At 63.3% G+C, this 22360-nt stretch carries 21 protein-coding genes; 13 read left to right on the plus strand and 8 right to left on the minus strand.

The features are described 5' to 3' along the window. Nucleotides 1–1233, minus strand: coding sequence for an MFS transporter (locus EY713_RS05780; RefSeq protein ID WP_245572907.1), 1233 nt, complete (start codon nt 1231–1233; stop codon nt 1–3). 79 nt (nt 1234–1312) lie between these two features. On the opposite strand from EY713_RS05780, the gene EY713_RS05785 reads away from it, so the two are divergent. The 3 genes from EY713_RS05785 to EY713_RS05795 are packed head-to-tail and all read left to right on the plus strand — an operon-like array spanning nt 1313 to nt 3625. Next, nucleotides 1313–2023, plus strand: coding sequence for a GntR family transcriptional regulator (locus EY713_RS05785; protein ID WP_131113969.1), 711 nt, complete (start codon nt 1313–1315; stop codon nt 2021–2023). Further along, nucleotides 2020–3186: a lactonase family protein gene (locus tag EY713_RS05790; protein ID WP_131113970.1), complete on the plus strand. Its 1167-nt coding sequence runs from the start codon at nt 2020–2022 to the stop codon at nt 3184–3186. The genes EY713_RS05785 and EY713_RS05790 overlap by 4 nt, the downstream gene beginning before the upstream one ends. A gap of 55 nt (nt 3187–3241) precedes the next feature. Next, a complete protein-coding gene (locus EY713_RS05795) occupies nt 3242–3625 on the plus strand; it encodes a putative quinol monooxygenase (protein ID WP_131113971.1) in 384 nt (127 codons plus the stop codon). Nucleotides 3626–3741: 116 nt separating this feature from the next. On the opposite strand, the gene EY713_RS05800 is transcribed toward EY713_RS05795, so the two are convergent. The 4 genes from EY713_RS05800 to EY713_RS05815 all read right to left on the minus strand — a co-directional run bounded on the left by EY713_RS05800 (nt 3742) and on the right by EY713_RS05815 (nt 7829). Continuing rightward, nucleotides 3742–4401, minus strand: a complete 660-nt coding sequence (locus EY713_RS05800; protein WP_131113972.1) for a DUF1932 domain-containing protein — start codon at nt 4399–4401, stop codon at nt 3742–3744. A gap of 251 nt (nt 4402–4652) precedes the next feature. Next, the gene (locus EY713_RS05805; RefSeq protein ID WP_131113973.1) at nt 4653–5495 is read right to left on the minus strand and encodes a hypothetical protein; all 843 of its coding nucleotides are present in this window, start codon (nt 5493–5495) and stop codon (nt 4653–4655) included. Beyond that, a complete protein-coding gene (kdgD, locus tag EY713_RS05810; RefSeq protein ID WP_131113974.1) occupies nt 5492–6460 on the minus strand; it encodes a 5-dehydro-4-deoxyglucarate dehydratase in 969 nt (322 codons plus the stop codon). The genes EY713_RS05805 and kdgD overlap by 4 nt, the downstream gene beginning before the upstream one ends. A gap of 55 nt (nt 6461–6515) precedes the next feature. Continuing rightward, nucleotides 6516–7829: an MFS transporter gene (locus tag EY713_RS05815; RefSeq protein WP_131113975.1), complete on the minus strand. Its 1314-nt coding sequence runs from the start codon at nt 7827–7829 to the stop codon at nt 6516–6518. 275 nt (nt 7830–8104) lie between these two features. Here EY713_RS05815 and EY713_RS05820 point away from each other — a divergent pair, with 275 nt between their 5' ends. Continuing rightward, the gene (locus tag EY713_RS05820; RefSeq protein ID WP_131113976.1) at nt 8105–8818 is read left to right on the plus strand and encodes a GntR family transcriptional regulator; all 714 of its coding nucleotides are present in this window, start codon (nt 8105–8107) and stop codon (nt 8816–8818) included. A 58-nt stretch (nt 8819–8876) separates the two neighbouring features. On the opposite strand, the gene EY713_RS05825 is transcribed toward EY713_RS05820, so the two are convergent. Continuing rightward, nucleotides 8877–9431: a GNAT family N-acetyltransferase gene (locus tag EY713_RS05825; RefSeq protein ID WP_131113977.1), complete on the minus strand. Its 555-nt coding sequence runs from the start codon at nt 9429–9431 to the stop codon at nt 8877–8879. Between the two features lie 162 nt (nt 9432–9593). Next, complete coding sequence (locus EY713_RS05830) at nt 9594–11243, minus strand: tetratricopeptide repeat protein (RefSeq protein WP_131113978.1); 1650 nt, start codon at nt 11241–11243, stop codon at nt 9594–9596. Nucleotides 11244–11399: 156 nt separating this feature from the next. Here EY713_RS05830 and EY713_RS05835 point away from each other — a divergent pair, with 156 nt between their 5' ends. The 5 genes from EY713_RS05835 to EY713_RS05855 all read left to right on the plus strand — a co-directional run bounded on the left by EY713_RS05835 (nt 11400) and on the right by EY713_RS05855 (nt 16636). Beyond that, a complete protein-coding gene (locus EY713_RS05835) occupies nt 11400–13355 on the plus strand; it encodes an HAD-IIIC family phosphatase (protein WP_131113979.1) in 1956 nt (651 codons plus the stop codon). Continuing rightward, nucleotides 13352–13591: an acyl carrier protein gene (locus EY713_RS05840; protein WP_131113980.1), complete on the plus strand. Its 240-nt coding sequence runs from the start codon at nt 13352–13354 to the stop codon at nt 13589–13591. The genes EY713_RS05835 and EY713_RS05840 overlap by 4 nt, the downstream gene beginning before the upstream one ends. A gap of 259 nt (nt 13592–13850) precedes the next feature. After that, nucleotides 13851–14567, plus strand: coding sequence for a bacteriorhodopsin (locus EY713_RS05845; RefSeq protein WP_245572908.1), 717 nt, complete (start codon nt 13851–13853; stop codon nt 14565–14567). A 14-nt stretch (nt 14568–14581) separates the two neighbouring features. Next, nucleotides 14582–15508: a Brp/Blh family beta-carotene 15,15'-dioxygenase gene (locus EY713_RS05850; RefSeq protein WP_245572909.1), complete on the plus strand. Its 927-nt coding sequence runs from the start codon at nt 14582–14584 to the stop codon at nt 15506–15508. Between the two features lie 183 nt (nt 15509–15691). Continuing rightward, nucleotides 15692–16636, plus strand: a complete 945-nt coding sequence (locus tag EY713_RS05855; protein WP_131113982.1) for a LysR family transcriptional regulator — start codon at nt 15692–15694, stop codon at nt 16634–16636. Between the two features lie 75 nt (nt 16637–16711). On the opposite strand, the gene EY713_RS05860 is transcribed toward EY713_RS05855, so the two are convergent. Continuing rightward, entirely contained in the window at nt 16712–19129 is a 2418-nt protein-coding gene (locus tag EY713_RS05860; protein ID WP_131113983.1) for an ATP-dependent helicase, read from the minus strand. 432 nt (nt 19130–19561) lie between these two features. Here EY713_RS05860 and EY713_RS05865 point away from each other — a divergent pair, with 432 nt between their 5' ends. The 4 genes from EY713_RS05865 (at nt 19562) to EY713_RS22685 (ending at nt 22102) form a co-directional block, all read left to right on the plus strand. Then, nucleotides 19562–20194: a LysE family translocator gene (locus tag EY713_RS05865; protein ID WP_165491042.1), complete on the plus strand. Its 633-nt coding sequence runs from the start codon at nt 19562–19564 to the stop codon at nt 20192–20194. 184 nt (nt 20195–20378) lie between these two features. After that, nucleotides 20379–20618, plus strand: coding sequence for a 30S ribosomal protein S21 (rpsU, locus tag EY713_RS05870; protein ID WP_131113985.1), 240 nt, complete (start codon nt 20379–20381; stop codon nt 20616–20618). Nucleotides 20619–20869: 251 nt separating this feature from the next. Further along, nucleotides 20870–21721 carry a tetratricopeptide repeat protein gene (locus tag EY713_RS05875; RefSeq protein ID WP_131119324.1) on the plus strand — a complete coding sequence of 284 codons (852 nt, stop codon included), beginning with the start codon at nt 20870–20872 and terminating at the stop codon, nt 21719–21721. A 222-nt stretch (nt 21722–21943) separates the two neighbouring features. After that, complete coding sequence (locus tag EY713_RS22685) at nt 21944–22102, plus strand: hypothetical protein (protein WP_165491043.1); 159 nt, start codon at nt 21944–21946, stop codon at nt 22100–22102. Nucleotides 22103–22360: the final 258 nt, after the last annotated feature.

Genomic DNA, 22360 nt, shown 5'->3' on the forward strand with positions numbered 1-22360 from the left:
TCATTCATAGCTGAGTAGCTCCCTGCCGCGGGTTTCGGGAAGCAGCGCGGTCCCGACCAGCACCAACGTGTAAGACGCGACCGCGAACAGGCCGATCGCGGAGCCCAACGGCATCGAGGCACTGGCGAAACCGACGAGCGCCGGCATCGCGGCCCCGATGCCACGGCCCGCGTTGTAGGAAAACCCCTGCCCGTTGGAGCGGACATGCGTGGGATAAAGTTCGGCGAAGGTGGCGCCCATCCCGGAAACGATGCCCGACTGGAAGAAACCGATCGGAAAGCCCAGCAAAAGCACGATCAGGCCATCGAGATTGCCCAGCATATAAATCGCGACCGTGATGGCGGCCAGCACGGCACTGATCGCGAACGTCAGGCGACGACCCAACCAGTCGCTAAGGTGAGCGAAGATCAGATAGCCGCAGAAGGACCCTGCGATATTGACCCCGAGGTAGCCGCCGGTGTTGAGCACCGAGAGATGGCGCACGCTGCTGAGATAGGTCGGCAGCCAGGTCAAAATCGTGTAATTGCCTCCGAGCGCCCCCATGGCGATCAGCGAGGCGACCAGCGTCGTTCGCAGGAGCGGCGGCTCGAAGATTTCGCGAATGCGCGCCGGCGCCGCACGGTGTCGAGTGGCGCTTTCGAATAGCGGCGATTCCTTCAGCGATCCTCGCATGATGAGAACCGCCACCGCCGGCAGGACGCCGATCAAGAACATAATCCGCCACGCGGTCTCGGGGGGCGCGAGCTTAAACACGATCGTGAACAGCAGTGCTGCCACGCCATAGCCGACAGCCCAGCCGCTTTGCACCGAGCCCACCGCGCGCCCGCGCAGCTTGGGCGAGATCACCTCGGACATCAGTGTCGCGCCGGCGGCCCACTCGCCGCCGAACCCGAGCCCCTGAAGACTGCGCAGAACCAGAAGCTGATCATAGGAGGTCGCGAAGGCCGACAGCGCCGTAAAGCAGGAGAACCACAGAATCGTGATCTGCAGCACCCTGGCGCGCCCGATCCGGTCCGCCACGATGCCCGCGATCCATCCGCCAAACGCCGACATCACCAATGCGACCGTACCCAACGTGCCGGCTTGACCTTTGGATAGACCCCAGACGGCGATCAGCGTCGGCATCACGACGGCGTAGAGCTGCACGTCCATGGCATCGAGCGCCCAGCCCGCAAAGCAGGCCCAGAACGTGCGCCGCTCGTTGCCGGACAGCTGTGTAAACCAACCCTGCACCCGCTTACGCTCCCCAACACACCTGCTTGCAACGTGCTCCCGTGCTTGCTATACAGACCTGTATACAGAGTTGAATTCCATGTCGAGAGAGAAGAAACCGTTAGACCAAGGCGAGCGCGGCGCGGCTGGAGCGGCCAGCCCGGCGAGCCTCTACGACACCTTGTCGGCCGCCATGGTCCGTTTCCAATATCGCCCCGGAGAGCGGTTGAACGAGGGTGCGATCGCCCGAGATCTCGGGGTCAGCCGCACCCCCGTGCGCGAGGCGCTGAGCAAGCTGGTGGCGGCCGGCCTGATCGATCACGAGCCTGGCCATGGCTTCTTTCGCCGCAAGCTCGATCCCAAAGAGATTTTCGACCTTTACGAGCTGCGACAGCAGATCGAAGTCAGTGCTGTCCGCCTCGCCGTGCACCGCGCCACCCCCCAGCAACTCGACGACGTCGATGCGATCCTGGATCGCAGCATGGCGGCCGCACACGAGGCCTCGGTCGAAATCGTGGTTGGTTTCGACGAGCAGTTTCATGACGCGATCACGCGCCTGACCGGCAATGTCGAGATGCTGCGAAGCCTCCAGCAGATCAATGCGCGTATTCGCTTCGTCCGATGGATTGACATGCGCGGGCGCCGTGGCGGCACGCAAGGTGAGCATCGCGCGATCCTCGACGCGATGAAGGCCCGCGATGCCGCGCGCGGCTGCGACCTGATGGAGGCTCATGTCCAACGCCGGCTCGAGCAGATCGTCGAGGCCGTGCGAGAAGGCTATGCGAGTATCTACATGGGAAATGTGGCGTGAGGATCGCGCCAGCTCTCCGCATGCTCCTGACGCTCGGGCTGATAAGCGGATCGGCGCCGTTGCGGGCACAGCCTCTTCTGCTGTCCGCGAACGATGGGCTGCAGAACTTCGCTGATGGCGCCTATCACATGCGGCCGAAGCCTGGGTCCGGCACCCTGTCGGCCTTTGACCTTTCGGTGCAGCCTCCCCGGCCCTTGTGGCAGGTGCCGATCGACCAGACCGCGGTGGGACCACCCACCGCGATCGCGGCGGTGCCGGGTGGCCGTCTGGCCCTCATCGCCAATCCCGCTGTGCTCGATCCCGTCGATCCGGGAAAGATCAAGCGGACCGAGGACCTGCAGATTCTCGATTTTGCAGCCTCACCCCCTGGGGTCGTCCGGCTTTCGATCCATCACCATCCCTGGAACGTCGCGATGTCGCCGGACGGCCGGCTGGCAGCCACGGCAAACGGCGATGGAACCCTGACGCTGCTTCGGATCGAGGGCGCGTCCGTGACGATTCTGCGGGATATCCCGGTCGGCACACCGACGTCCCTCGACACCGGGATTGCGTTCTCGCGGGACGGCCGATTTCTGCTTGTCTCGCGTCGCCACGACGACGTCGTGACCATTTTCCGGGTGGCGGACGAGACCCTGACCGTTGTCCGGGACATCACGGTCGGGTCAAATCCCTATGAGATCGTGACAAGCCCGGACGGCAAGCTGGCCGTCGTATCCAACATCGGGCGTAACTCGGGCGACCGCGACAGCGTGACCCTGATCGACATGGCGGCCAACCCCGTGCGGGCGATCGGCGTCGTCTCGGTCGGCCCGACGCCCGAGGGGCTCGCGGTCTCGCCCGACTCGCGGTGGCTGGCCGTCAACTCGATCAATGGCAGCAACCTGAAACCGGGCGATCCATTCCGGGGCGATCACAGCCTGATCCAACTGTTCGCGCTGAGCGCCGACGGGGCGCGATTGGTTGGGACGACCGAGGTCGGCCCCAATGCGCAGGGCGTGGCCTTCACACCGGATAATTCGACGTTGGTCGTGCAGGACTTCGCGACCGATGCGCTTCGTTTCTTCGCTGTCGGTCCTGACGGTCTGCAGCAGAACCACGATCCGATCCCGGTCGACGGTGGTCCGTCGGCCCTGGCGGTCGTTTTGCTGAATTCCACGCCCTAAGCGTGAGGATGTGAACGGCGTGTCCAGCAAGGGCGCGTCGATATGGGAGGTAACGATGAAAACGATGATGGTGGGCCTGCTGGCCATGACAGCGACCTGTGGCCTGGCGCTCCCGGCTCACGCCGACGACACCAAAGCGGGCCTTTACGAGGTGTCCGAGATCAGCATCCTTCCCAACGCGATGAAGTCCAAAAAGGACAACGTCCCCGGCATGATCGAGCAGATGGTGAAAGACACGAAGGGCGACGAGGGCCTGATGTCCATCAAGGTCACCCAGCAGATTGGCCAGTTGAACAATTATACGGTCGTCGAGCAATGGAAGGATCAAGCCTCGCTCGACAAGCACATCGCCGCCGATCATACGAAACAGTTCAGCGCCAAGATCGAGGACATGCTGAGCGGTCCCATTTACCAGCGTGTTTTCAGCGTCTTCCAATAATCTGACGATCGGCATGCCGCGTAAAGGCGCGGCCTGCTGCCTTTCGAGATCGAACGTAATCGCTATGCCCTTGATGGGCCGCGGATGCCGGATCGATCGTGGCTCCGCGGCGTCAGTCAGCGTGGCTTGAGGATCGTGGAGAGTGTCGCCGCAAGCGCGCCATCACCCTTCGCATCCTCCGCCATGACGCGGTAGAACGATGCCATCTCGGCATAGATCCCAGCTTCGACGTGATCCGCGCCGATGAAGGCCGCGATCTCTTCGATTTCCGGGGCCCAGCGCTCCGCTTTCCCGAACATGTCGGGAATGCTACGCTGGAACGCAGCGAGACCTTGCGCCTGGCTGACCGCCATCTCGGCGACCAGCACCTCGTCGCATCCGGCCCGATGCGCCGCGAGCAGCATCGCGGCCCCGAGCGCGATCGTCCCCTTGGTGATGCCCGCATAGCTCATCTTGAGCGACGAGGCGACGCCCACCGGCCCGTCGAGTCGCTTGAACCGGACCCCGAACCCATCGAGCCGGGCCAGATCGGTCGCGTCGGGTCCGCTCGAGAAGAGCAATGGCCCGGCGCCCTCAGGCCCCGGTGGGAGGCCGATGATCCCGCCGTCGGCAAAGCGGCCACCGGCCGCCCTGATGATGGCATCGCACTGCTTGGCCTTGGCGGGACTGACCGCGTTCCAATCGATGTAAAGTGGTCGCCTGGAACTGGCACCAATATGGTCGGCCACATGGGTCGCGGTGGCCAAGGCCTCGCTCGGGGGCACGATGGAGAACACGAAATCTACCGTTCCGAGATCGCTTGTCTCGACGATCTCGATACCGGCCGCTTGCGCGCGCGCGGCTCGCCTCGCTTCGGCCCGCGGGGGTCACGACCCGAACCCCGTGCGCGTGCAGGCGCCCCCCGATGGCTGCCCCCATGGTACCGGGCGAGACGATTGCGACGACGAGTTGACTCACGATGCTTGCTCCTTCGCAAAAGCTCTAGGCCGAACAGCGAGACGGTTACGGCGCCGGGCGCACGCGTGAATTATCCCCGTCCGTCCGCGGCATTCACGCGCGCTCTGGCGAGCAGCATGTCGACGAACGCTTTGATCGGCAGCCCCGCGGCAGCCCCGAGTGCTTCAGCGGCAGCGTTGGCGTGCGAGATGATGCCATCCCGATAGATCGCCCTCGCATCCCCGATCGGCGCGCTCGCGGCCGCTGCGGTCGCGGCTGGGATGCCGCGCGTGTCGAGATCGGCCAGTCTGGCAATGCCGGCCCCGTCCAGCCCGACACCGGCATCGCTGAAGAAGATTGCCTTGACGTCGGGACCGATGACCCCGTCGGGCAGCCCGCGAAACATCGCGGCATGAGAGCCGGTCACGACGATCTGCCCCGCATCGGTAGCCTCGAGCAGCGGGGCGGCGTCGAGACAAAGAACGTTGGGCTCGCCGGCGACGTCATGCACGACGTAGCGCTTGCCGCCGCCGATCGCGGGCGGCGCGGTGGAGATCACCGGTCCTGCGGTCATGCGATCGGCACAGGCGCGGACCGCCTCGCCGACCCGGCAACCGAGGGCGGCCGCAGCCTCGTTGACGTGGCTGATCCGCCCGTGGTCGAGCATATGATCCGCATCCGCGATATGGCACGTCATCGCATCGGCGGTGGCGGCCGGCAGACCGATCCGATCGAGATAGGGCAGACCCTTGATGCCAGCGCCGTCCTTGCCGACCCCGGCATCGTTGAGCACGACGCCGCGGATGCCCCATTTGGCGGCGTGGAACGCGTTATATTCGCCGCCATAGGATCCCGATACGATCACCTGACCCGCACAGGCGGCCGTCGCGGTCGCGCTGCTCGAACAGGTATAGATAGCGCCATCGGTGCTCATGCCACCTCCGCGACGGGCTGACGGCCACGCGAGCTATCAGGATCCTGCCGGCCCATCGCGGCGATGAGCGCGGACAGTTCGGCCTTCTCGGCCTCGCTCAGGTCCGATAACGGCGCCCGGACGGGCCCGGCGCCGCGCCCCACGATGCTTGCGCCTGCCTTGACGATGCTGACCGCGTACCCCTGTTGCCGGTTCCGCAACGCCAGATACGGGTGCAGAAAACGGTTGAGAATCAGGTCGATCGTCGGAGTGTCGCCCCTCATGACGGCCTCGTGAAACGTGACTGCGGTCCGGGGCAGGAAATTGAGGATAGCCGAGGAGTAGGTAGGAGCGCCCATAGCTCGATAAGCCGGGGCATAGACCTCGGCGGTCGGCATGCCGTTGATGAACATGAGCCGATCCCCGACAAGGCTCCGCATGCCGAGCAACCACTCGATGCTGCCGATGCCGTCCTTGATGCCGATGAGATTGGGACATCGATCCGCCAGACGCTCGACGCTGGCCGGGGTGAGACGGCAGGTTCCCCTGTTGTAGACGATGACGCCCACCGACACGGCATCGCAGACGGCCGCGACGTGAGCGATCAGCCCGTCCTGGGGCGCCTCTGTCATGTAAGGCGGCAAAAGCAGGATACCGTCCACCCCCATCCGCTCGGCACTGCGTGCATGCTCAATGGCGGCCCGCGTTCCCATGCCGGCTGCCGCCACCACGGGAAGCCGACCTTGCGACCAGTCGACCGTCTCGGCGATCACCGCGCGATACTCCGCATCGGTCAACGAAAAATACTCGCCGGCCCCCGCCGCCGGGAAGAGCGCGGCGACATCATATTGCCCAAGCCAGTCCAGACGGGCTCGGTAGGATGTGGCGTCGAACGTGTCGCTCGCATTGAAATCGGTCAGCGGAAAAGACAACAGCCCGCCTTGGATGGCGCGTCTCAGTTCCTGCGGGCTTCGGGCACCTGTCATGAACCAGCGATCCTTCAGGAGTGGGAAAAGTGAGTCACTTGCGGGTCGAGCACCCTCAGCCGACCTTACGGAGCGGTGCGCTGGGCGCGTGCCCGAGCCGGGTGGCTCGCTTCCAATCCGCCATCACGTAGAGAATGACGGCCGCCACCAAGGGGCATATGGCGAGGAAAACGAGACTGGATTGGAAGCTGTTGGTGCTATCGCGCAGGTAGCCGACGAGATAAGCGCCTCCGAAGCCGCCGAGGTTGCCGACGGAATTGATCAGCGCGATGCCACCCGCCGCGGCCGACCCCGCGAGCACGCCGGTCGGCATCGCCCAGAAGGTCGCCATGGAGGTCATAATCCCGATGGCCGCGCAGGTGAGCGCCGCATAAGCCAACGCCGTCCCGCCGATGAAGGCGCTGCCGACAAGGCCGACAGAGCAAACCACGCAAGGGATCACAGCATGCCAGCGCCGTTCGCCCGTCCGATCGGAATGCCGCGCCCAGAACACCATGACGATAGCGGCGATCAGGTAAGGAAATGCGGACAGAAGGCTCGTGATCAAATTCGAATAGCCGACCTGCTTGATGATCTGCGGCATCCACAGGCCGATCCCGTAGATGCCCATATTGATCCCCATATAGGCGATGCCGAACATGTAGACGCCTGGCTCGCTCAGCGCGGCCCAGAACGAGGTTGAGGCAGCACCGGCTCGGTCAACCTGCTCGGCCTGCAGCACGCCCGTCAGCCAATTGCGTTCGGCGGCATCGAGCCACACGGCATCTTTGGGCCTGTCGACAAGAACGAGCAGGCAACAGATCCCGAGCAGGACCGCCGGTGCGCCTTCCAGCAGAAATAACCATTGCCAGCCCTTGATGCCAAGCGCGCCGTCGAGGCCGAGCAAGGCTCCCGACAGCGGCGCTCCGATCACGAACGACAAGGGGACGCCGAGAAAGAAGGTGCTCATGACCACCGCGCGCTGCCGCGCCGGAAACCACAGACTGAGGTAGAAGATAATGCCTGGCAGAAAACCGGCCTCGGCAGCGCCGAGGATCAGTCGCACCCAGTAGAAGCTGGTGCCGTTCCACACAAACGCCGTGCACCCTGCCAGCAACCCCCAGGTGATCATGATGCGGGCGATCCAGGTGCGTGCGCCGACCCGCTCGAGCGTCCAGTTGCTCGGGAGTTCGAACATGAAATAGCCGAGGAAGAAGATGCCGCTCCCGATCGAGTAGACGGTGGGCGTAAATCCCAAATCCTTGTTCATTTGAAGCGCAGCGATGCTGACATTCACGCGATCCAAATACGCGACCAGATAGCAGAGCAAAAGAAACGGAAGCAGCCGCCAGCGCAGCTTGGAGAGCGTCGTCGCCTCGAGATCTCGCAAACTGGATCCTCCACAGATCGATAGGCGTGCCCCTGGGTTGGTCCCCAGCGTTCCCCTACGCTCGCGCGAACCACCCTGGTCTGTCAACGTGCATCGCGCATCATGCACGATCTGAAGGTCGAATGAGCCTCGCTGTTGCGTCCGCTTTGTCGGTCGTGGCAGGGTCCTGATGCGTCCGCTTGGAGTTGGTCAATGAGATGTCAGATCGCGAGCTTTAAGCACCTCGCTCGTGCGTGGCCACCGACGACCCGCGGTCACATGCGATCACCGACGCCATGACCGCGCGCCCGGCAAAGTCCGTGTCGGTCGGTTCCGGAACGCCGCTCAAGGTCCTTCGAACGACGCTCACCGAGCGGACCTACGAGGCCTTGAAGGAGCGGATTCTTGACCAGGATCTCGCTCCGGGAGCGCGGTTGAACATCGACGCCTTGACGCGGGATCTCGGGGTGAGTTCTTCACCGCTGCGGGAAGCGCTGGCGCGGCTCGAAGCCGAACTGCTGGTCGTATCCGAACTCTACAGCGGCTATGCGGTCGCTCCGGAGCCGTCACAGGCCTATCTAAGAGACCTCATCGATTTTCGTATCCTGCTCGAAGGCCGGAGCGCCCTGATCGGGGCGCCGCAACAACATCCGGCCATCCTCACCGAATTGCGCACGACGGTGCGGCAGATGGCCAGCACGCGACGTCTCGGTACGCAGTATAAGCAGTATCGCAAATTCGTGAGCGCCGACATCCGCTTCCATCATGCGATCATCCGAAGTGGCGGCAATGCCGCGATCACACACTCCTATTCCATGATGAACGCCATCCTGCATCAGGCGCGCCTCTACGTTCATCGACTCAGTGGCGAAACGCGCGCGTCCGAGGTCGCGGCAGAACACGCCGCCATTCTGCAGGCTTTCGAAGCCGGAGACGGCCCAGCCGCGAACGAGGCGCTGCGCCACCATCTCGAAGGCGGCAAGCGCCGGCTGCTCGGAACGGAACAGTAGGTAGACACAGGAGGACGGCGCCCGTGTCACGGACGCGGCTCTCCCTTGCGACAGAGGGTCATCCGGCCTGCCCGAACCGAAGCTCCCACTCCGAGCGGGCCAGTCGGAAACACATCCACCGTGCGACTTTTCCCGACAGATCAAGGTCGGCATCGTAAATATGCCGCGCTCCGAACTTGGCGGTCGCCTTTTGGGAGCGGATATTGGTCGGATCGATGTGAAACCACACCGCATCGAAGGTCGCAAAAGCATGTCCGAGCATGAGGCGCTTGAGCATCAGGTTGGTGTTGCCTCCCCAATATCTGATGTCGAGAAAGGTGAAGCCGATCGCGATCCCGTCTGGATGGTCGGGCGGCACATAGTAGCGCGAACACCCGATCAAGTGCCCCGACGCCCTGTCGCTAACCGCGAGAGTGGAGTGGCTTGCGAGCAGAAAATCGAAGTGGGGCTCGAACACCTCGGGCTTGAAGCGATCCTTCACCGGGTGGCCTGCCCATGTGTCAGGATTGCGCGCGGCCTCCTGCAGACCCACAAGATCGTCGCGCCGGAGCGGGCGAAGCAGGACGCTATCGCCAGCAAGCGTTGGCTGTGAGTCGAATGACGCCGGGGACATCAAACCTTCTTTCGCCTGTCAGGCCAAGATCGTCGGTGACGATCCGCCAAGGTCCGATGACTTGTGATAAGCGGCATTCCGAGAGTCAACGGGCCTGTGATGCGAGCGCTTCAAGCCCAACAGAGAGCATGCCGGTCTGCTCTGCAAAGGGAGCCGCCTCGATCACGAGCGTGTGACGCATGTGGGATGGGTGGCACGCGACGCCGCTTCCGCCGCTTGGCACAATTGGAGCCAGATCTCGAACGACACGGCCCAGGCTTTCCCATCGAAGCCGACGCGGTCGATCGATCCAGCCATCAGCCCCGGCCGGATCAGCCGCACGCTGCCGGGTCGAGCGCCGCCCGGCGTGGCTTGAACACAGAGAAGGCGGTTCCGACCATGCCGCAGCAAGGCGTCATGAAGCCGGATCAGATCGTCGTCCGTCAGCACCGCGGCAGCCTGGAACACCATGATCTTCTCGGCAGCACGAAGATCGTCGAGCAGCTTGGTGCGGAGATATTGCAGGCGACGGCAGAGCTTCTGATAAATCCGCGCCTCGTTGCCCTCGTCTCGCGTCATGAACGTATGCATCGCAAGGCCATAGACGCGATCGGTGGTGTAATATTCGTGGTTGCTCGGGTTGAGTTCCATCACGGTCCTGTCGGGCGTGCCGACGCCGTCAAAATCAACCGCTAACCCGCTCAGCAATTTGTCGAACGTGATGCCGGTCCAACGCAGCAACCCGAGCGGCTCGGCGCCGAAATGGCGCTGCACGAAGCCAAACTCGCAATTCTCGCCAAGGCTCTCGAAGCCCATGAACAGGTCCCGGAACTGAGGCTCGTGGCCGCTCTCCCGGTCGGTCGGCAACTCGGGCGGCGGTGCGGATTGCGCCGTAGCGTGAGCCTGGTCGACCAGACGATCGACCTCAGCCAGATTGGCGCGGTTCTGGCTTTCGACCCAGCCAGTCCGAATCGTCGGATGGGTTGGGAAGCGAGCCCGTAACGCAGTCCAACGCCGCATTGCCTCCGCCGACTCGCCTCGATCGTCCGCCACCCAGGCATGATTGATCGCAAGATTCTCGTCATTCGGATATTGCGCCATGCCGGCCACGAGCACCGCATCGGCGTCATCGAACCGCTTCAAGCGCCGAAAGCTCGCCCCCACCCCCGCATAGCCGTAGGCCGCCTTCGGAAAACATGTCCTCACGTCCTGCCAGCGGCGCAGTCCCTCGGCCCAATCGCCTCGCATATCGGCCGTCGCCGCATATTCGGATGCGATCGAGGCCTCTGCTGGAAACAAAGCGCGCCCGCGCAGCAGGATCGCATCGGCCTCGTCGAACCGCTGCTGCTCGCGATAGGCCCGCGCCATGGCCTCGTAGCCGTGAGGCCGCTCAGGAAAATGCGCGACGAGATGCGAGGCGAAAGTCAGCGCCGCCTCGGAGTCGCCGCTCCGATGCGCTGTTGCTGCGGATTCGAGCCAGATGTTGGGGTCGTCCGCGAAAGCCTGCCGCGCAACCGACAAAACGGCATCGGACTCCGCACAGCGATTAAGCTTTCGCAAAGCGCCCGCGTAACCCGCATGCGAGATGGCGGCCTGCGGGTTGTCGGTCCAGATCGTTTTCCAGCGCGCCGCCGCCTCCTCGAGTCGCCACTGCCGCTCGAGATCGTTCGCCTGTTTGATCGCGAAGATAAGCCTCTGAGTCGCGCGGCGATCCTCGCGAAAGAAGCCGAGAAGGAAGTCGGCCGTATAGGTCTTGAGATGGGGTAGGATGTTGCGCGGTGTGCGACGGAGTTCCGCGATCACGTCCCCGGCATTCCGCAGAATCGATTTCACCAAAGCCCAGCCTCAACCACCAGCGGGCGATTGCCCTTTCGAAAACAACAGGCGCAACGCACTGGCGTGTCAACCCAAACGCGCGGTCGCGGCAGCTTTCTGGACATCGCGAGACGCAGGACGTAAAGCGCCGCTCAGCCTCAGGAGCCGATCCGCATGAGCCTTACGCCCACCTTGCACTGGTTGCCGCCGAGCGAGGCGTGGCGCGACCAATTGCAGGCGTTTCGCAAGACCGAGCAACCCCGCTGGAGCGATGCTGTCGCGCTCGCAAAGACACGCCTGGATTTTCTCCGGACCAATGGTCTCGATGCCGCATTGAAGCTGGCATTTTCCGAGCCGCCAGAAGAGACAGGCGGCTCGCAGCCGGTGCGGCTCGCTATCCTTGGCTCTTCCACGACCGCCCACCTCGCCGCTGGCATTCGCGTCGGCGGGCTGCGGCGCGGCCTGTGGGTGACGACCGAAGAGGCCGATTATGGACAATATCGGCAAGCGCTGACCGAGCCCACGTCCCGTTTACACGGTTTCGCGCCGACCCATATCCTGCTCGCCCTCGACGCGCATCACCTGCTGGCGGGGGTCGATGCCTCCCTCACTGCAACCGAGGCCGATGCGGTTCTGCACGACATTCTCGCCCGCATCGAGGACCTCTGGAGTCTGGCGCGCGATCGGTTCGGCTGCGCCGTGATGATGCAGACGCCCCTGCCGATATATCCGGTCTTGATGGGTTCCAACGAGCATCGCCTTCCTGGCTCCCGGGCCGCCCTGCTGAGGCGCTTAAACGAGGCGCTGCGCGTGAAAGCCGACCAGCATGGCGTCGATCTCGTGGCGATGGACGATCGGGCGGCGCGCGACGGGCTATCGGGTTGGCATGATCCGGCCTTATGGCATCGTGCCAAGCAGGAGGTCGCGCCCCCGGCCGCGCCGGTTTATGGCGACCTCGTGGCGCGGGTTTTGGCCGCCCGCCAGGGTCGCTCCGCCAAATGTCTGGTCCTCGATCTCGACAATACGATTTGGGGCGGCGTGGTGGGGGACGATGGGACCGACCGCCTGGTGCTTGGGCAAGGCAGCGCGCTTGGCGAGGCGTTCGCGGCCGTTCAGGCCTATGCGAAGGACTTGGCTCGACGCGGCATCATTCTGGCGGTCTGTTCAAAGAACGACGAGGCCAATGCGCTCGAACCGTTCGACCGCCATCCCGAGATGGTGTTGAAGCGGAGCGACATCGCCTGCTTCGTGGCCAATTGGGGCGATAAAGCCAACAACATCCGCGAGATCGCGACGCGGCTGACGATCGGTCTCGACGCCATGGTGTTCGTCGACGACAACCCGTTCGAGCGCAATCTGGTGCGCGCGGCTCTGCCGATGGTCGCGGTGCCCGAGGTGCCGGACGATCCGGCGCTGGTGCCGAACTGTCTCTCGGACGCGGGCTATTTCGAAAGCCTCGCGATCACGGCGGACGACCGGGCCAGGACGGCGCAATATCGCTCCAACCTCGACCGGATCGCGATCCGGTCGTCGGCGACCGATGTGCCGGCCTATCTTCTGAGCCTCGACATGCGGTTGATCCACGCGCCCTTCGATCGGATCGGTCTGCAGCGCATCACGCAATTGATCAATAAGACCAATCAATTCAACCTGATGACCCAACGCCTGGACGAGGCTGCCGTCGCCGCCTTGATCGATGATCCAAATGCCCTGACGATACAGGCGCGCCTGACCGACCGGTTCGGCGACAACGGCATGGTTGCGGTCGTGATCGGGCGAAAGACAGGCGCGACCCTCGTGATCGACACGTGGCTGATGAGTTGTCGGGTGCTCGGGCGCGAGGTCGAGCTCGCGACCCTCGCGGTATTGGTCGAAGCCGCGCGGCGCTGCGGCCTAACTCACCTGATCGGGCAATATCGTCCCACCGCCAAGAACGGCATGGTGGCCGAACATTATGCCAAACTTGGCTTCGAGCCGATGCGCACCGAGCCCGACGGCACCGTCCTGTCGATGCTCGATCTCGCGACCAACACGGCCGCCGACGTGCCAATCACGATCGTTGCGGCACAGTCCGGTGGGCCGCCGAGCGCCACGACGCCGACCGATCCAACGCAGGAGCGCCGCAGATGACCGAAGCCGAGATCTACTCGATTCTTGCCGAGATCTTCGACGACGTTTTCTTGCGCGAGGTGTCGCTACGGCCCGACCTCAGCGCCAAGGATGTCGACGGCTGGGACTCGTTCAAGCAGATCGACATCGTCATGGCGGTCGAGGAGCGGTTCGGCTTCAAGGCCGCCACGAAAGATCTCGATGCGCTGCAGACCGTGGGAGATCTTGTCCGGCTCATCGTGACCAAGACGGCTTAAAGACCAACGTCCGCTACGAGAGACGTTCGCCGCGCTTTTTATGCCAACATGGGTCGAGGCTCGACAAGGTCGCGGACCTTTGGCGGCGGCGACTCTGGTCGATATGGAACAGAAGGAGCGACGTCTTCGCTCTGCAGAGTGATGTTGGCCGATTGGTCGCAGGAACGCTTTGTGCCTCAATGAGTTTCGCCGAGACTCTCATCGTGAAGAGGATCGACACATGACTTCACAAAGCATACTCTACATAACGACTATAATTATGTTCGTCGGTGGTCTGGCTATCCTGTTCATGGGGAAGCGGAGAACGCGGTCGGAAGAATTGCATACGATTTGTCACGGGATCGTGCCAATCATCGCCGCCTGTTCGTATTTCGCCATGGCGACCGGCCAAGGGTCTGTTCTGCTGCATGATGAGGGGACACCCGAGGGTGTCACGCGGGTTTTCTATTACGCTCGTTACATCGATTGGACCTTCACGACGCCTCTGTTGCTGTTGACCTTGTGCCTCACGGCGATGCGGCATGAGAAAATTCGGGCCGGCGCAATCACGGGCGCAATCCTGGCCGACGTGCTCATGATCGTCACAGCTTTCGCGTTTGGCGCATCTGTCGTGCCATGGGTGAAATGGGCCTGGTTCGCCATCTCCTGCCTGTCGTTCCTCGGCGTTTACTATGTGTTGTGGATCCCCAACATCGAATCGAGCAAGGCTGATCGACCGGACATTCAGGCCGACTACCGTCGCAATGCCGCGATCCTGTCGGTTCTTTGGTTGATCTATCCCTTCATCCTGGCGGTGGCACCGGATGGCTTAGGTGTTGTTAGCGAGACGTTTAGCGTGCTGTTCATCGCTGTGCTCGATGTGGTCGCCAAGGTCGTGTACGGGCTGTTGACCATCGTGGCAGACAATCGCGCGACCGAGACGGACTTGGCCGAAGGCACCGTCACTCATAAAATGCCCACGCGCGCAGTGGCGTGACGCAGATGTCGGTCATGACATCGACGAGCACGGGGCTTATCGCGCATGTCGGTCAGAGCGCTCGGCGATTGTCGCCGATGCTGCTGGCCGCGCCGCTGCTCGCCCTGAGCGCGTTGTTGCCGGCCGACTCGCGTCTCCTCTGTGCTCTTCTCGCCATCATCGTGCTCGGCGTTCCGCATGGTGCTTTGGATGGCGAGGTTGCACGCGACGTCGTGCGGCCGAGGTTCGGCCGCACGTGGTTCCTGGTTTTCTCACTCCCTTATCTGACCCTCTCGGCCTTGGTGCTGCTGGCGTGGCACGCCGCACCTCTCGGGACGCTCGCGGGCTTCCTGGCCGCCTCGGTTTGGCACTTCGGATCGGAGGATGCCGCCGCCGGATCCCTGATCGACAAATTGGTGCGGGGGGGATTGCCGATCGCGGTTCCCACGCTCGTTCATCCGGCCGCCACCGCATTGGTGTTCGCGACCGTTGCAGGCCAGCGGTTCGATGGACCCCCTCTCTGGTTAGACGTCGGCGCGATCGCATGGGCTGCTCTGGCTGCCTTCTGGGCGCTTCGCATCGTTATCTCCCGACGCGGCGATTGGATGCCGGTTGTTGCGCTGGTGCTCGTTTTCGTCGTGCTACCGCCCATTACGGGTTTCGCGATCTACTTCGTCTGCGTGCATGCCCCGGCTCATACGGCCGAATTGATTGGCTCGACCGTGCGGGGCCGTCGTGTCCAGAGCCAACGAAGCGCCCTGCTGTTGGCGTTGCCGATTTGTGGTCTGACGCTGCTGCTCGGCGTGATGCTGTGGCCATTCTACGTCGGCACGGTCCCTGACCGTCTTTTGGCATTGACGCTCCAGGGCCTCGCGGCGCTGACCTTGCCTCACATGATGCTCGACCTCTGGTTATCGCGCCAGGAAGCGGCGCAGACCCAAACTAATCATTCCGCAAGCTAGGGACATCGTCCGCGTCTCACCCATCTCGGCTCGTGAAAGCGGAACATCGACGATGGGTCGCTTGGCCAGTTCTCGGTCATGCTTTTTGTTGCCAAGACACCGGACGGTGCCTATTCGGTGGTGATGTCATCATAGACACGCCCGATCCCCTGACAGCGGCGGTGTCAGCTGAGTCATGCCGTCTTGTCCACACCGAAATCGCTCGATGGATTGCTCAATCTTCTCGCCTTCGTGAGGATCGTCGAAGCGGGTTCGTTCGCCGAAGCGGCGCGTCGCGCCGGAACAACAACCTCGGCCATGTCCAAAGCCGTGACGCGATTCGAGCAGACCCACGGGATCCGGCTGCTGCACAGAACCACACACGCGCTCTCAATGACGCCAGAAGGCGAGCGTCTGCTGGAGGGGGCGCGTGATCTCATGCGTGGGGCAGAGCGGCTGGACGCCTCGCTCGGGGAGTCGGGTCAACATGGCGCATATGGACGGGTTCGGATCAGCCTGCCGGGTGCCCTCGCCCGCGCGTGCGTCGTGCCGATCCTGCCGCGCCTCCAAGCCGAGTACCCCGGGATCGACATCGAGCTCGGCTTTGACGATGCGTCGATGGACCTCGGCGCCGAGGATATAGACATCGCGATCCGGTCCGGCCGCATCGAGGATCAATCCGGGCTCGTGGCCCGCACGTTGACCACCTTCCCTTGGGTGCTTTGCGCCTCGCCGGCTTATCTCGCTTTGCGCGGTAGTCCGACCTCGCCGACCGACCTGAGCGGTCACGAGCAGATCGGGTTTCGCCACCCCGGCACCGGGCAGTTGCAGCCATGGATCTTCGCCGACCCAAAGCGTAAGCCGGCTTTGTCAATGATCCGCCATGTGCCGCCATCGCGCCTCGTGGTCGACGACGGCACGACCGCATGGACCATGGTGTTGGCCGGTATCGGCCTCGCTTGGGTGCCCTCTTGGCTCGGCCTCGAGGACCTGCGACAGGGCCGCGCCATCGAGGTGCTGCGCGAGTGGCGGATTCCGGAAACCAGGCTATCGGCCGTGCGTCTCGACAAGCATCTGACGCCAAAGCGAACCCAGATCGTGCTCGATATCCTCGCGGCCGCCGCACCAGGGTGGCGGGGTGAGGGATGATCGCTGAGCGAGGTGAGCCTTCGGAGATTAGATGCTTATCCCGCCCAACGGAGACCGGACCGCCATACCGATCCCTCACCCCGCCGGGCTGACGAACCCTTCCAGCACCATCTTGCGACCCGCTTTGTCGAAATCGACCGTCAGCTTATTGCCATCGACCTGCGCCACCGTGCCGGGCCCGAACTTCTGGTGGAACACCCGTGCCCCGGCCGTATAGGACGAGGCAACCGAGGATTTGGCCACCAACTCGCCTTCGATCAGCGTGGGTCCCCCGCGTCCGATCTTGCCGAATCCGGAGCCTCGCTCGGCAAAGCCGCTGGCGGCCCGCTCCGCTGCGCCCTTCTGGGCGCGCTGCCAGCCCGGCGTGTCGTAGCTCGACGCGAACCCCTTCATCGTGTCGAAGCGCGAGGCGCCATAGCCACCGTAGCGGGTGGCTTGCGCGGCTTCGGTCACCTCGACATGGGCCTCGGGCAATTCATCGACGAAGCGCGACGGAATGGTGGTCTGCCACAGGCCATGAATACGGCGATTGGTGGCGAAGAAGATCTTGGCACGCCGTTTCGCCCGCGTGACACCGACGTAAGCGAGGCGGCGTTCCTCCTCGAGGCCCGCCCGCCCGTTCTCGTCCATCGAGCGTTGGGAGGGAAACAACCCTTCCTCCCAGCCGGGCAGGAACACGGTGTCGAATTCGAGCCCCTTGGCCCCATGCAGCGTCATGATCGACACGCGTGGGCCTTCGTTGGCCGTATCGGTGTCCATCACCAGCGAAATATGTTCGAGGAACGATGCAAGGCTCTCGAAATCCTCCATGGAGCGAACGAGTTCCTTCAGGTTGTCGAGCCGTCCGGCCGCTTCCGCGGTGCGGTCTTTCGTCCACATGTCGGTGTAGCCGGATTCCTCCAGAATGGTCTCGGCCAGGCGACTATGGTGCAGCGTCGGGATCAGGGTCGCCCAGCGCTCGAAGTCGCCAAGCAAGGCCCGCAGTGTCTGCCGCTGCTTGGGCTTGAGATCCTCGGTCTCAACGAGTTCGCGGGTGGCCTGCATCATCGGCACGCCCTGCCGGCGACCGTAATCGTGCAACACCTGGAGCGTGGCATCGCCGAGCCCACGCTTCGGCGTGTTGGCGATCCGCTCGAACGCAAGATCGTCAGCCGGCTGCGCCACGCAGCGCAGGTAAGCCAGAGCATCGCGAATTTCGAGCCGCTCGTAGAAACGCGGGCCGCCGATTACCTTATAGGGAAGGCCGAGCGTGATGAACCGCTCCTCGAATTCTCGCATCTGAAACGAGGCCCGGACAAGGATCGCGATCTCGTCAAGCGATTGCCCACGGCGCTGCAATCGCTCGATCTCGTCGCCGACCTGCCGCGCTTCTTCTTCTGAATCCCACACGCCGGTGACGGTGGGCTTCTCGCCCAACTCGTCGTCGGTGAACAAGGTCTTGCCGAGCCGCCCCTCGTTCTGCGCGATCAGATGGGCAGCCGTTCCGAGAATATGGCCGGTCGAGCGATAGTTGCGCTCCAGCCGAACCACGGTCGCGCCCGGAAAATCCTTCTCGAATCGCAGAATGTTTTCGACCTCGGCACCGCGCCAGCCATAGATCGATTGATCGTCATCGCCGACGCAGCACAGATTCTGGGTCGCCTGCGCGAGCAGACGCAACCACAGATATTGCACCACATTGGTGTCCTGATACTCGTCCACGAGCATATACTTGAAGCGACCCTGGAATTGCGCCAGCACATCCGGATGGTCGCGGAGCAACCGCAAGCCTTCCAGCAGCAGGTCGCCAAAATCGGCCGCATTCAGTTGCTTCAACCGCGCCTGATAGGCCGCATAGAGAAGTCCGCCCTTGCCATTGGCGAAGGCGCTTGCCTCGCCGGCCGGAACCTTGGAGGGCTCGAGGCCGCGATTCTTCCAGGCATCAATCTGAAACGAGAGCGCGCGGGCGGGCCACCGCTTGTCATCGACATTCTCGGCCTGCAGCACTTGCTTCATCAGCCGGATTTGATCGTCGGTATCGAGGATCGTGAAGCTGGATTTAAGCCCGACCAATTCGGCGTGGCGGCGGATGATCTTGGTCGAGATCGAATGGAACGTGCCGAGCCACGTCATGCCTTCGGCGGCCGGACCGATGAGGGCGGCCACCCGCTCCTTCATCTCGCGCGCGGCCTTGTTGGTGAAGGTCACGGCCAAAATCTCATGCGGCCGCGCCCGGCCGGTCGCTACGATATGGGCGATCCGCGTCGTCAGCACACGCGTCTTGCCCGTCCCGGCTCCCGCCAAGACCAGCACAGGCCCATCCAACGCTTCGATGGCGGCCTGCTGCTCCGGATTGAGATTTTTGAGATAGGCTGCCGCGGGGGCCGCCGCCGCGCGAGCCCGCTCGGCAATGCCGCCCGGTCGCGGGCGAGGCCCAGCCTCGGCGGGGATCTGGTCGGCCAAAAGCACGCTCCGGCGTGAAAGAAGAACGAAGGGCGAATCTTTCAGCAACATGGGGGTTGGGTGCCCCAATGTCCATTTCGCCGGCCGAGCCCCTCGCGCGGAAGCGTGCCTCAGGCCAGTTGGCAATTAGCGGCAGATGCGACGGGTCGTGCGGACCATGCGGCCATAAAACCGGCGCGTCGTGGTCACCGAACGACAGCGGTGCGGCCGTCCGAAGGCGGGTCGAGACCTGCAGGGTTTTCACGGCCGTTTTGCAGCAGACGCGTCAACGCTCACTGGCATTGACGGTGAAACCGCTTTCATCCGCAATTGTGCGACGCGAAGACGACTGCTCGAACCCGATAGGCAACACTCGACACCCCGGTCGTCATGCACGAAGATCTCCTCATCACCCGCCCCTTCCGCGAGACAGCCGACGCACGCGTGGCGTGGGCTCATGGTCGAGCGAACCGTGGCACCATCCTGCCGATCCTGAGGATCTTCATGTCGCTCGCTCTCCTCGTCGCAACCATCGTGGCCGGCTTCGCCTATGTGATCTCGCCGGGCCCGGCGTTCTTGGCCGTCTTCGCTTTGGCGGCGACGCAGGGACGGCAGGCAGCGGCGCGCTTCGTCATCGGCCACCTCGTCGGCGACGTGACATGGGGCGCCCTCGCCTTGACGGCGATCATCGGGGCCAATCAGCTTGGGCCTGTGCTGTTCGACGCGCTCGGCCTCTTCTGCGGCCTCTATCTCGTCTATCTCGGCATCAAGGCCGTGATGACCCGCAAGGATGCGCCACCCACCTCGATTGGCGCCAGCCGACCGTTGATGACCGGCGTGATGTTCGGCCTGACGAACCCCAAGGCCTATCCGGTCTCGACCGCGATGTTCACCGCGATCGCCCTGCCGTTCGCCGGCCGCCTCGGCTGGGTCGACGCACCGCCGCTTCTCGGCGCGGCCCTCGTCGGCTTCATCCTGGCCGACATCCTCATCGTCTTCTGGGCCGGATTGCCAGTCGTGCGCCGGTTCTTCTCGGCTCATCGCGGCATCATCACCCGAAGCGTGGGCGTCATCTTCATCGCCTTCGGGGCAAAGTCGATCGCCGACGCGGGGCGCAGCTTCGCGTCCCGTGCTTGACCTCAGGCCCGAGCACCGTCGGCTGTCGATGGGAAACCGCCGCACGGCTGTGGACAGGCGGACCCTCTTCTGATATCGGACCTTGACGTACCGGAGCGGCCCTGCGCGCGCCCGGTTTTCCGTATTTCACCAACCGATCGACGCGCATCGCTGATGACGTCGTTTCACCCGACAGGATAAACGCTTGCAAGTTCTCGTTCGCGACAACAATGTCGACCAGGCCCTGAAGGCGCTGAAGAAGAAGATGCAGCGCGAAGGCATTTTTCGCGAAATGAAGTTACGCGGCCATTACGAGAAGCCGTCCGAGAAGCGTGCTCGTGAGAAGGCTGAGGCCGTTCGTCGCGCTCGCAAGCTTGCTCGGAAGAAGCTGCAGCGCGAAGGCTTGTTGCCGATGAAGCCGAAGCCGGTCCCCGGCGCTCGCTAAGCTCATCCTCGAGGCCTTCGGCTTCGATCGCCGTGTCTCCGATGCAACGCCGCTCCATCCAGTGACCGGCTACGCTTTGTTAACGATGTCGGGCCCAAATCTTGCCCTCTTGCAGAGCGATTCGGGCCTGATCGACGTCAGGTGGGTCTCCTGACCATCACGATTACGAGCGATATCCAGACATGAGCGGTTGCATGACGAATGGTCCAGTCGAGATGGTCGCGGAGCGAAGCCGGATCGCTCCAGGCTCGATGGGGAGCAATGTGCGCGTCTCGACATTTCGCGCCCTGTCTCTAATGCTTCTCTCGACTTCGGCTCTCGGCCTTGCGGGCTGCGAAACGGTTGGCTCGATCGGATCCGCTGGTCGCGGTGTGGCCGAAGTCACGGCGCCGACCCAGGAAAGTTCGGTCAATATCGCGTCCCTCAGCGACGTCATTTCGCGCAACCCGAATGATTCGGAAGCCTATAACACCCGCGGCACCGCCTATGCGCGCATCGCGGATTTCTCGAACGCGATTGCCGATTTCACCAAGGCGATCCAGCTCGATCCGAACAACGCGGCCGCTTATACGAACCGGGCCTTAGCTGAGCGCCAGACCAATCATAACGATCTTGCCTTGGCCGACTTCAACCATGCGATCCAGGCCAATCCGAATCACGCGCCGGCTTATCTCGGACGCGGTAATCTGCTGCGGACACAAGGCAACCTGCAGCAGGCCCTGGCCGACATGAATCAGGTGATTCGCCTCAATCCGGAAGGCGCTCAAGCGTTCCATGCGCGAGGCCTCATCCACCAGCGCGAAGGCGAGCAGGCGCTGGCCATTATCGATTTCGACAATGCGATCGATCGCGATCCATTCGCCGGCGCGCCCTATCTCGCGCGTGGCCAAAGCCTGACCGTGACGGGCAAATACGATTCGGCGATCGAGGATTTCAACGCCGCCCTCAACGTCGACAATCGGAATGCGGAAGCCTGGGCAAGCCTCGGGACCGCCTACGAGAAAAGCGGCAACAAGACCAAGGCTCGCGAATCCTACATGCGCGCTAAGGTCATCGATCCGCAGAACCAGACGGCGTCGGACGGCCTCTCCCGAGTCAGCTGAGCCGCTTGCGGCGAGCCGTCGCTAAGATGCCGGCTCGTCACATTCAGCGGCCACCATCTGCCAACCTACCCAACCTACAACTGACTTGACCGACAGCCTTTGCGATAGGTCGGCGATGCGGATCGATCGAGCATCGATCCGCGCGTCGTGGCGCCACGCTCCGACGATTCAACGCTGATCGTCCTCGGCCCTCATCTCGCCTGACGCGACGCAACGATCGATTTGGTCGATGACGCCCTGATCCGTCTGCCGGATGTCCGCGGCGTCGCGTCGATCATTCCCAGCGCTTTTGCGACGCCCTCGACGCGGCCGTCGGATGATCTCACGCAGCAAGTCGCCGGCAAGAAGCTCAGCCTCGCCGTGAATTCAGCGCCACCTTGACTGCAGAATTGTCGAAGTAACGCGTGGCTGTGATCCGCGCGTCGGCAAGTCTAGAAGGGGCTCTCACCGACCGCCCGATTGTTGCGTTCCAGCCACATGAACTTTGGTTAAGTCATTGAGGCGAAATCGCGTCTTGATCATGACAGCGTCAGCCAACAAAGCTCAATCGGTCGAGGCGCTTAGAGGCATTTTTTCGAAACCTGATTCGAAACTGTGGCTCGAATGTGACTCAGTGAACCGGATGGTGCGCTGCCTTCG

The organism is Lichenihabitans psoromatis (assembly GCF_004323635.1).
Taxonomy (GTDB): domain Bacteria; phylum Pseudomonadota; class Alphaproteobacteria; order Rhizobiales; family Beijerinckiaceae; genus Lichenihabitans; species Lichenihabitans psoromatis.

What these genes read in the sequence shown, in the direction of transcription:
- EY713_RS05840 (WP_131113980.1), top strand. Translation starts at nt 13,352, where the DNA reads ATGACCGAAGCCGAGATCTACTCGATTCTTGCCGAGATCTTCGACGAC.
- EY713_RS05860 (WP_131113983.1), bottom strand. Translation starts at nt 19,129, where the DNA reads ATGTTGCTGAAAGATTCGCCCTTCGTTCTTCTTTCACGCCGGAGCGTG.
- EY713_RS05835 (WP_131113979.1), top strand. Translation starts at nt 11,400, where the DNA reads ATGAGCCTTACGCCCACCTTGCACTGGTTGCCGCCGAGCGAGGCGTGG.
- EY713_RS05805 (WP_131113973.1), bottom strand. Translation starts at nt 5,495, where the DNA reads ATGAGCACCGATGGCGCTATCTATACCTGTTCGAGCAGCGCGACCGCG.
- EY713_RS05875 (WP_131119324.1), top strand. Translation starts at nt 20,870, where the DNA reads ATGGGGAGCAATGTGCGCGTCTCGACATTTCGCGCCCTGTCTCTAATG.
- EY713_RS05785 (WP_131113969.1), top strand. Translation starts at nt 1,313, where the DNA reads ATGTCGAGAGAGAAGAAACCGTTAGACCAAGGCGAGCGCGGCGCGGCT.
- EY713_RS05845 (WP_245572908.1), top strand. Translation starts at nt 13,851, where the DNA reads ATGTTCGTCGGTGGTCTGGCTATCCTGTTCATGGGGAAGCGGAGAACG.
- EY713_RS05850 (WP_245572909.1), top strand. Translation starts at nt 14,582, where the DNA reads ATGACATCGACGAGCACGGGGCTTATCGCGCATGTCGGTCAGAGCGCT.
- kdgD (WP_131113974.1), bottom strand. Translation starts at nt 6,460, where the DNA reads ATGACAGGTGCCCGAAGCCCGCAGGAACTGAGACGCGCCATCCAAGGC.
- EY713_RS05795 (WP_131113971.1), top strand. Translation starts at nt 3,242, where the DNA reads ATGAAAACGATGATGGTGGGCCTGCTGGCCATGACAGCGACCTGTGGC.
- EY713_RS05820 (WP_131113976.1), top strand. Translation starts at nt 8,105, where the DNA reads ATGACCGCGCGCCCGGCAAAGTCCGTGTCGGTCGGTTCCGGAACGCCG.
- EY713_RS05825 (WP_131113977.1), bottom strand. Translation starts at nt 9,431, where the DNA reads ATGTCCCCGGCGTCATTCGACTCACAGCCAACGCTTGCTGGCGATAGC.
- EY713_RS05865 (WP_165491042.1), top strand. Translation starts at nt 19,562, where the DNA reads ATGTCGCTCGCTCTCCTCGTCGCAACCATCGTGGCCGGCTTCGCCTAT.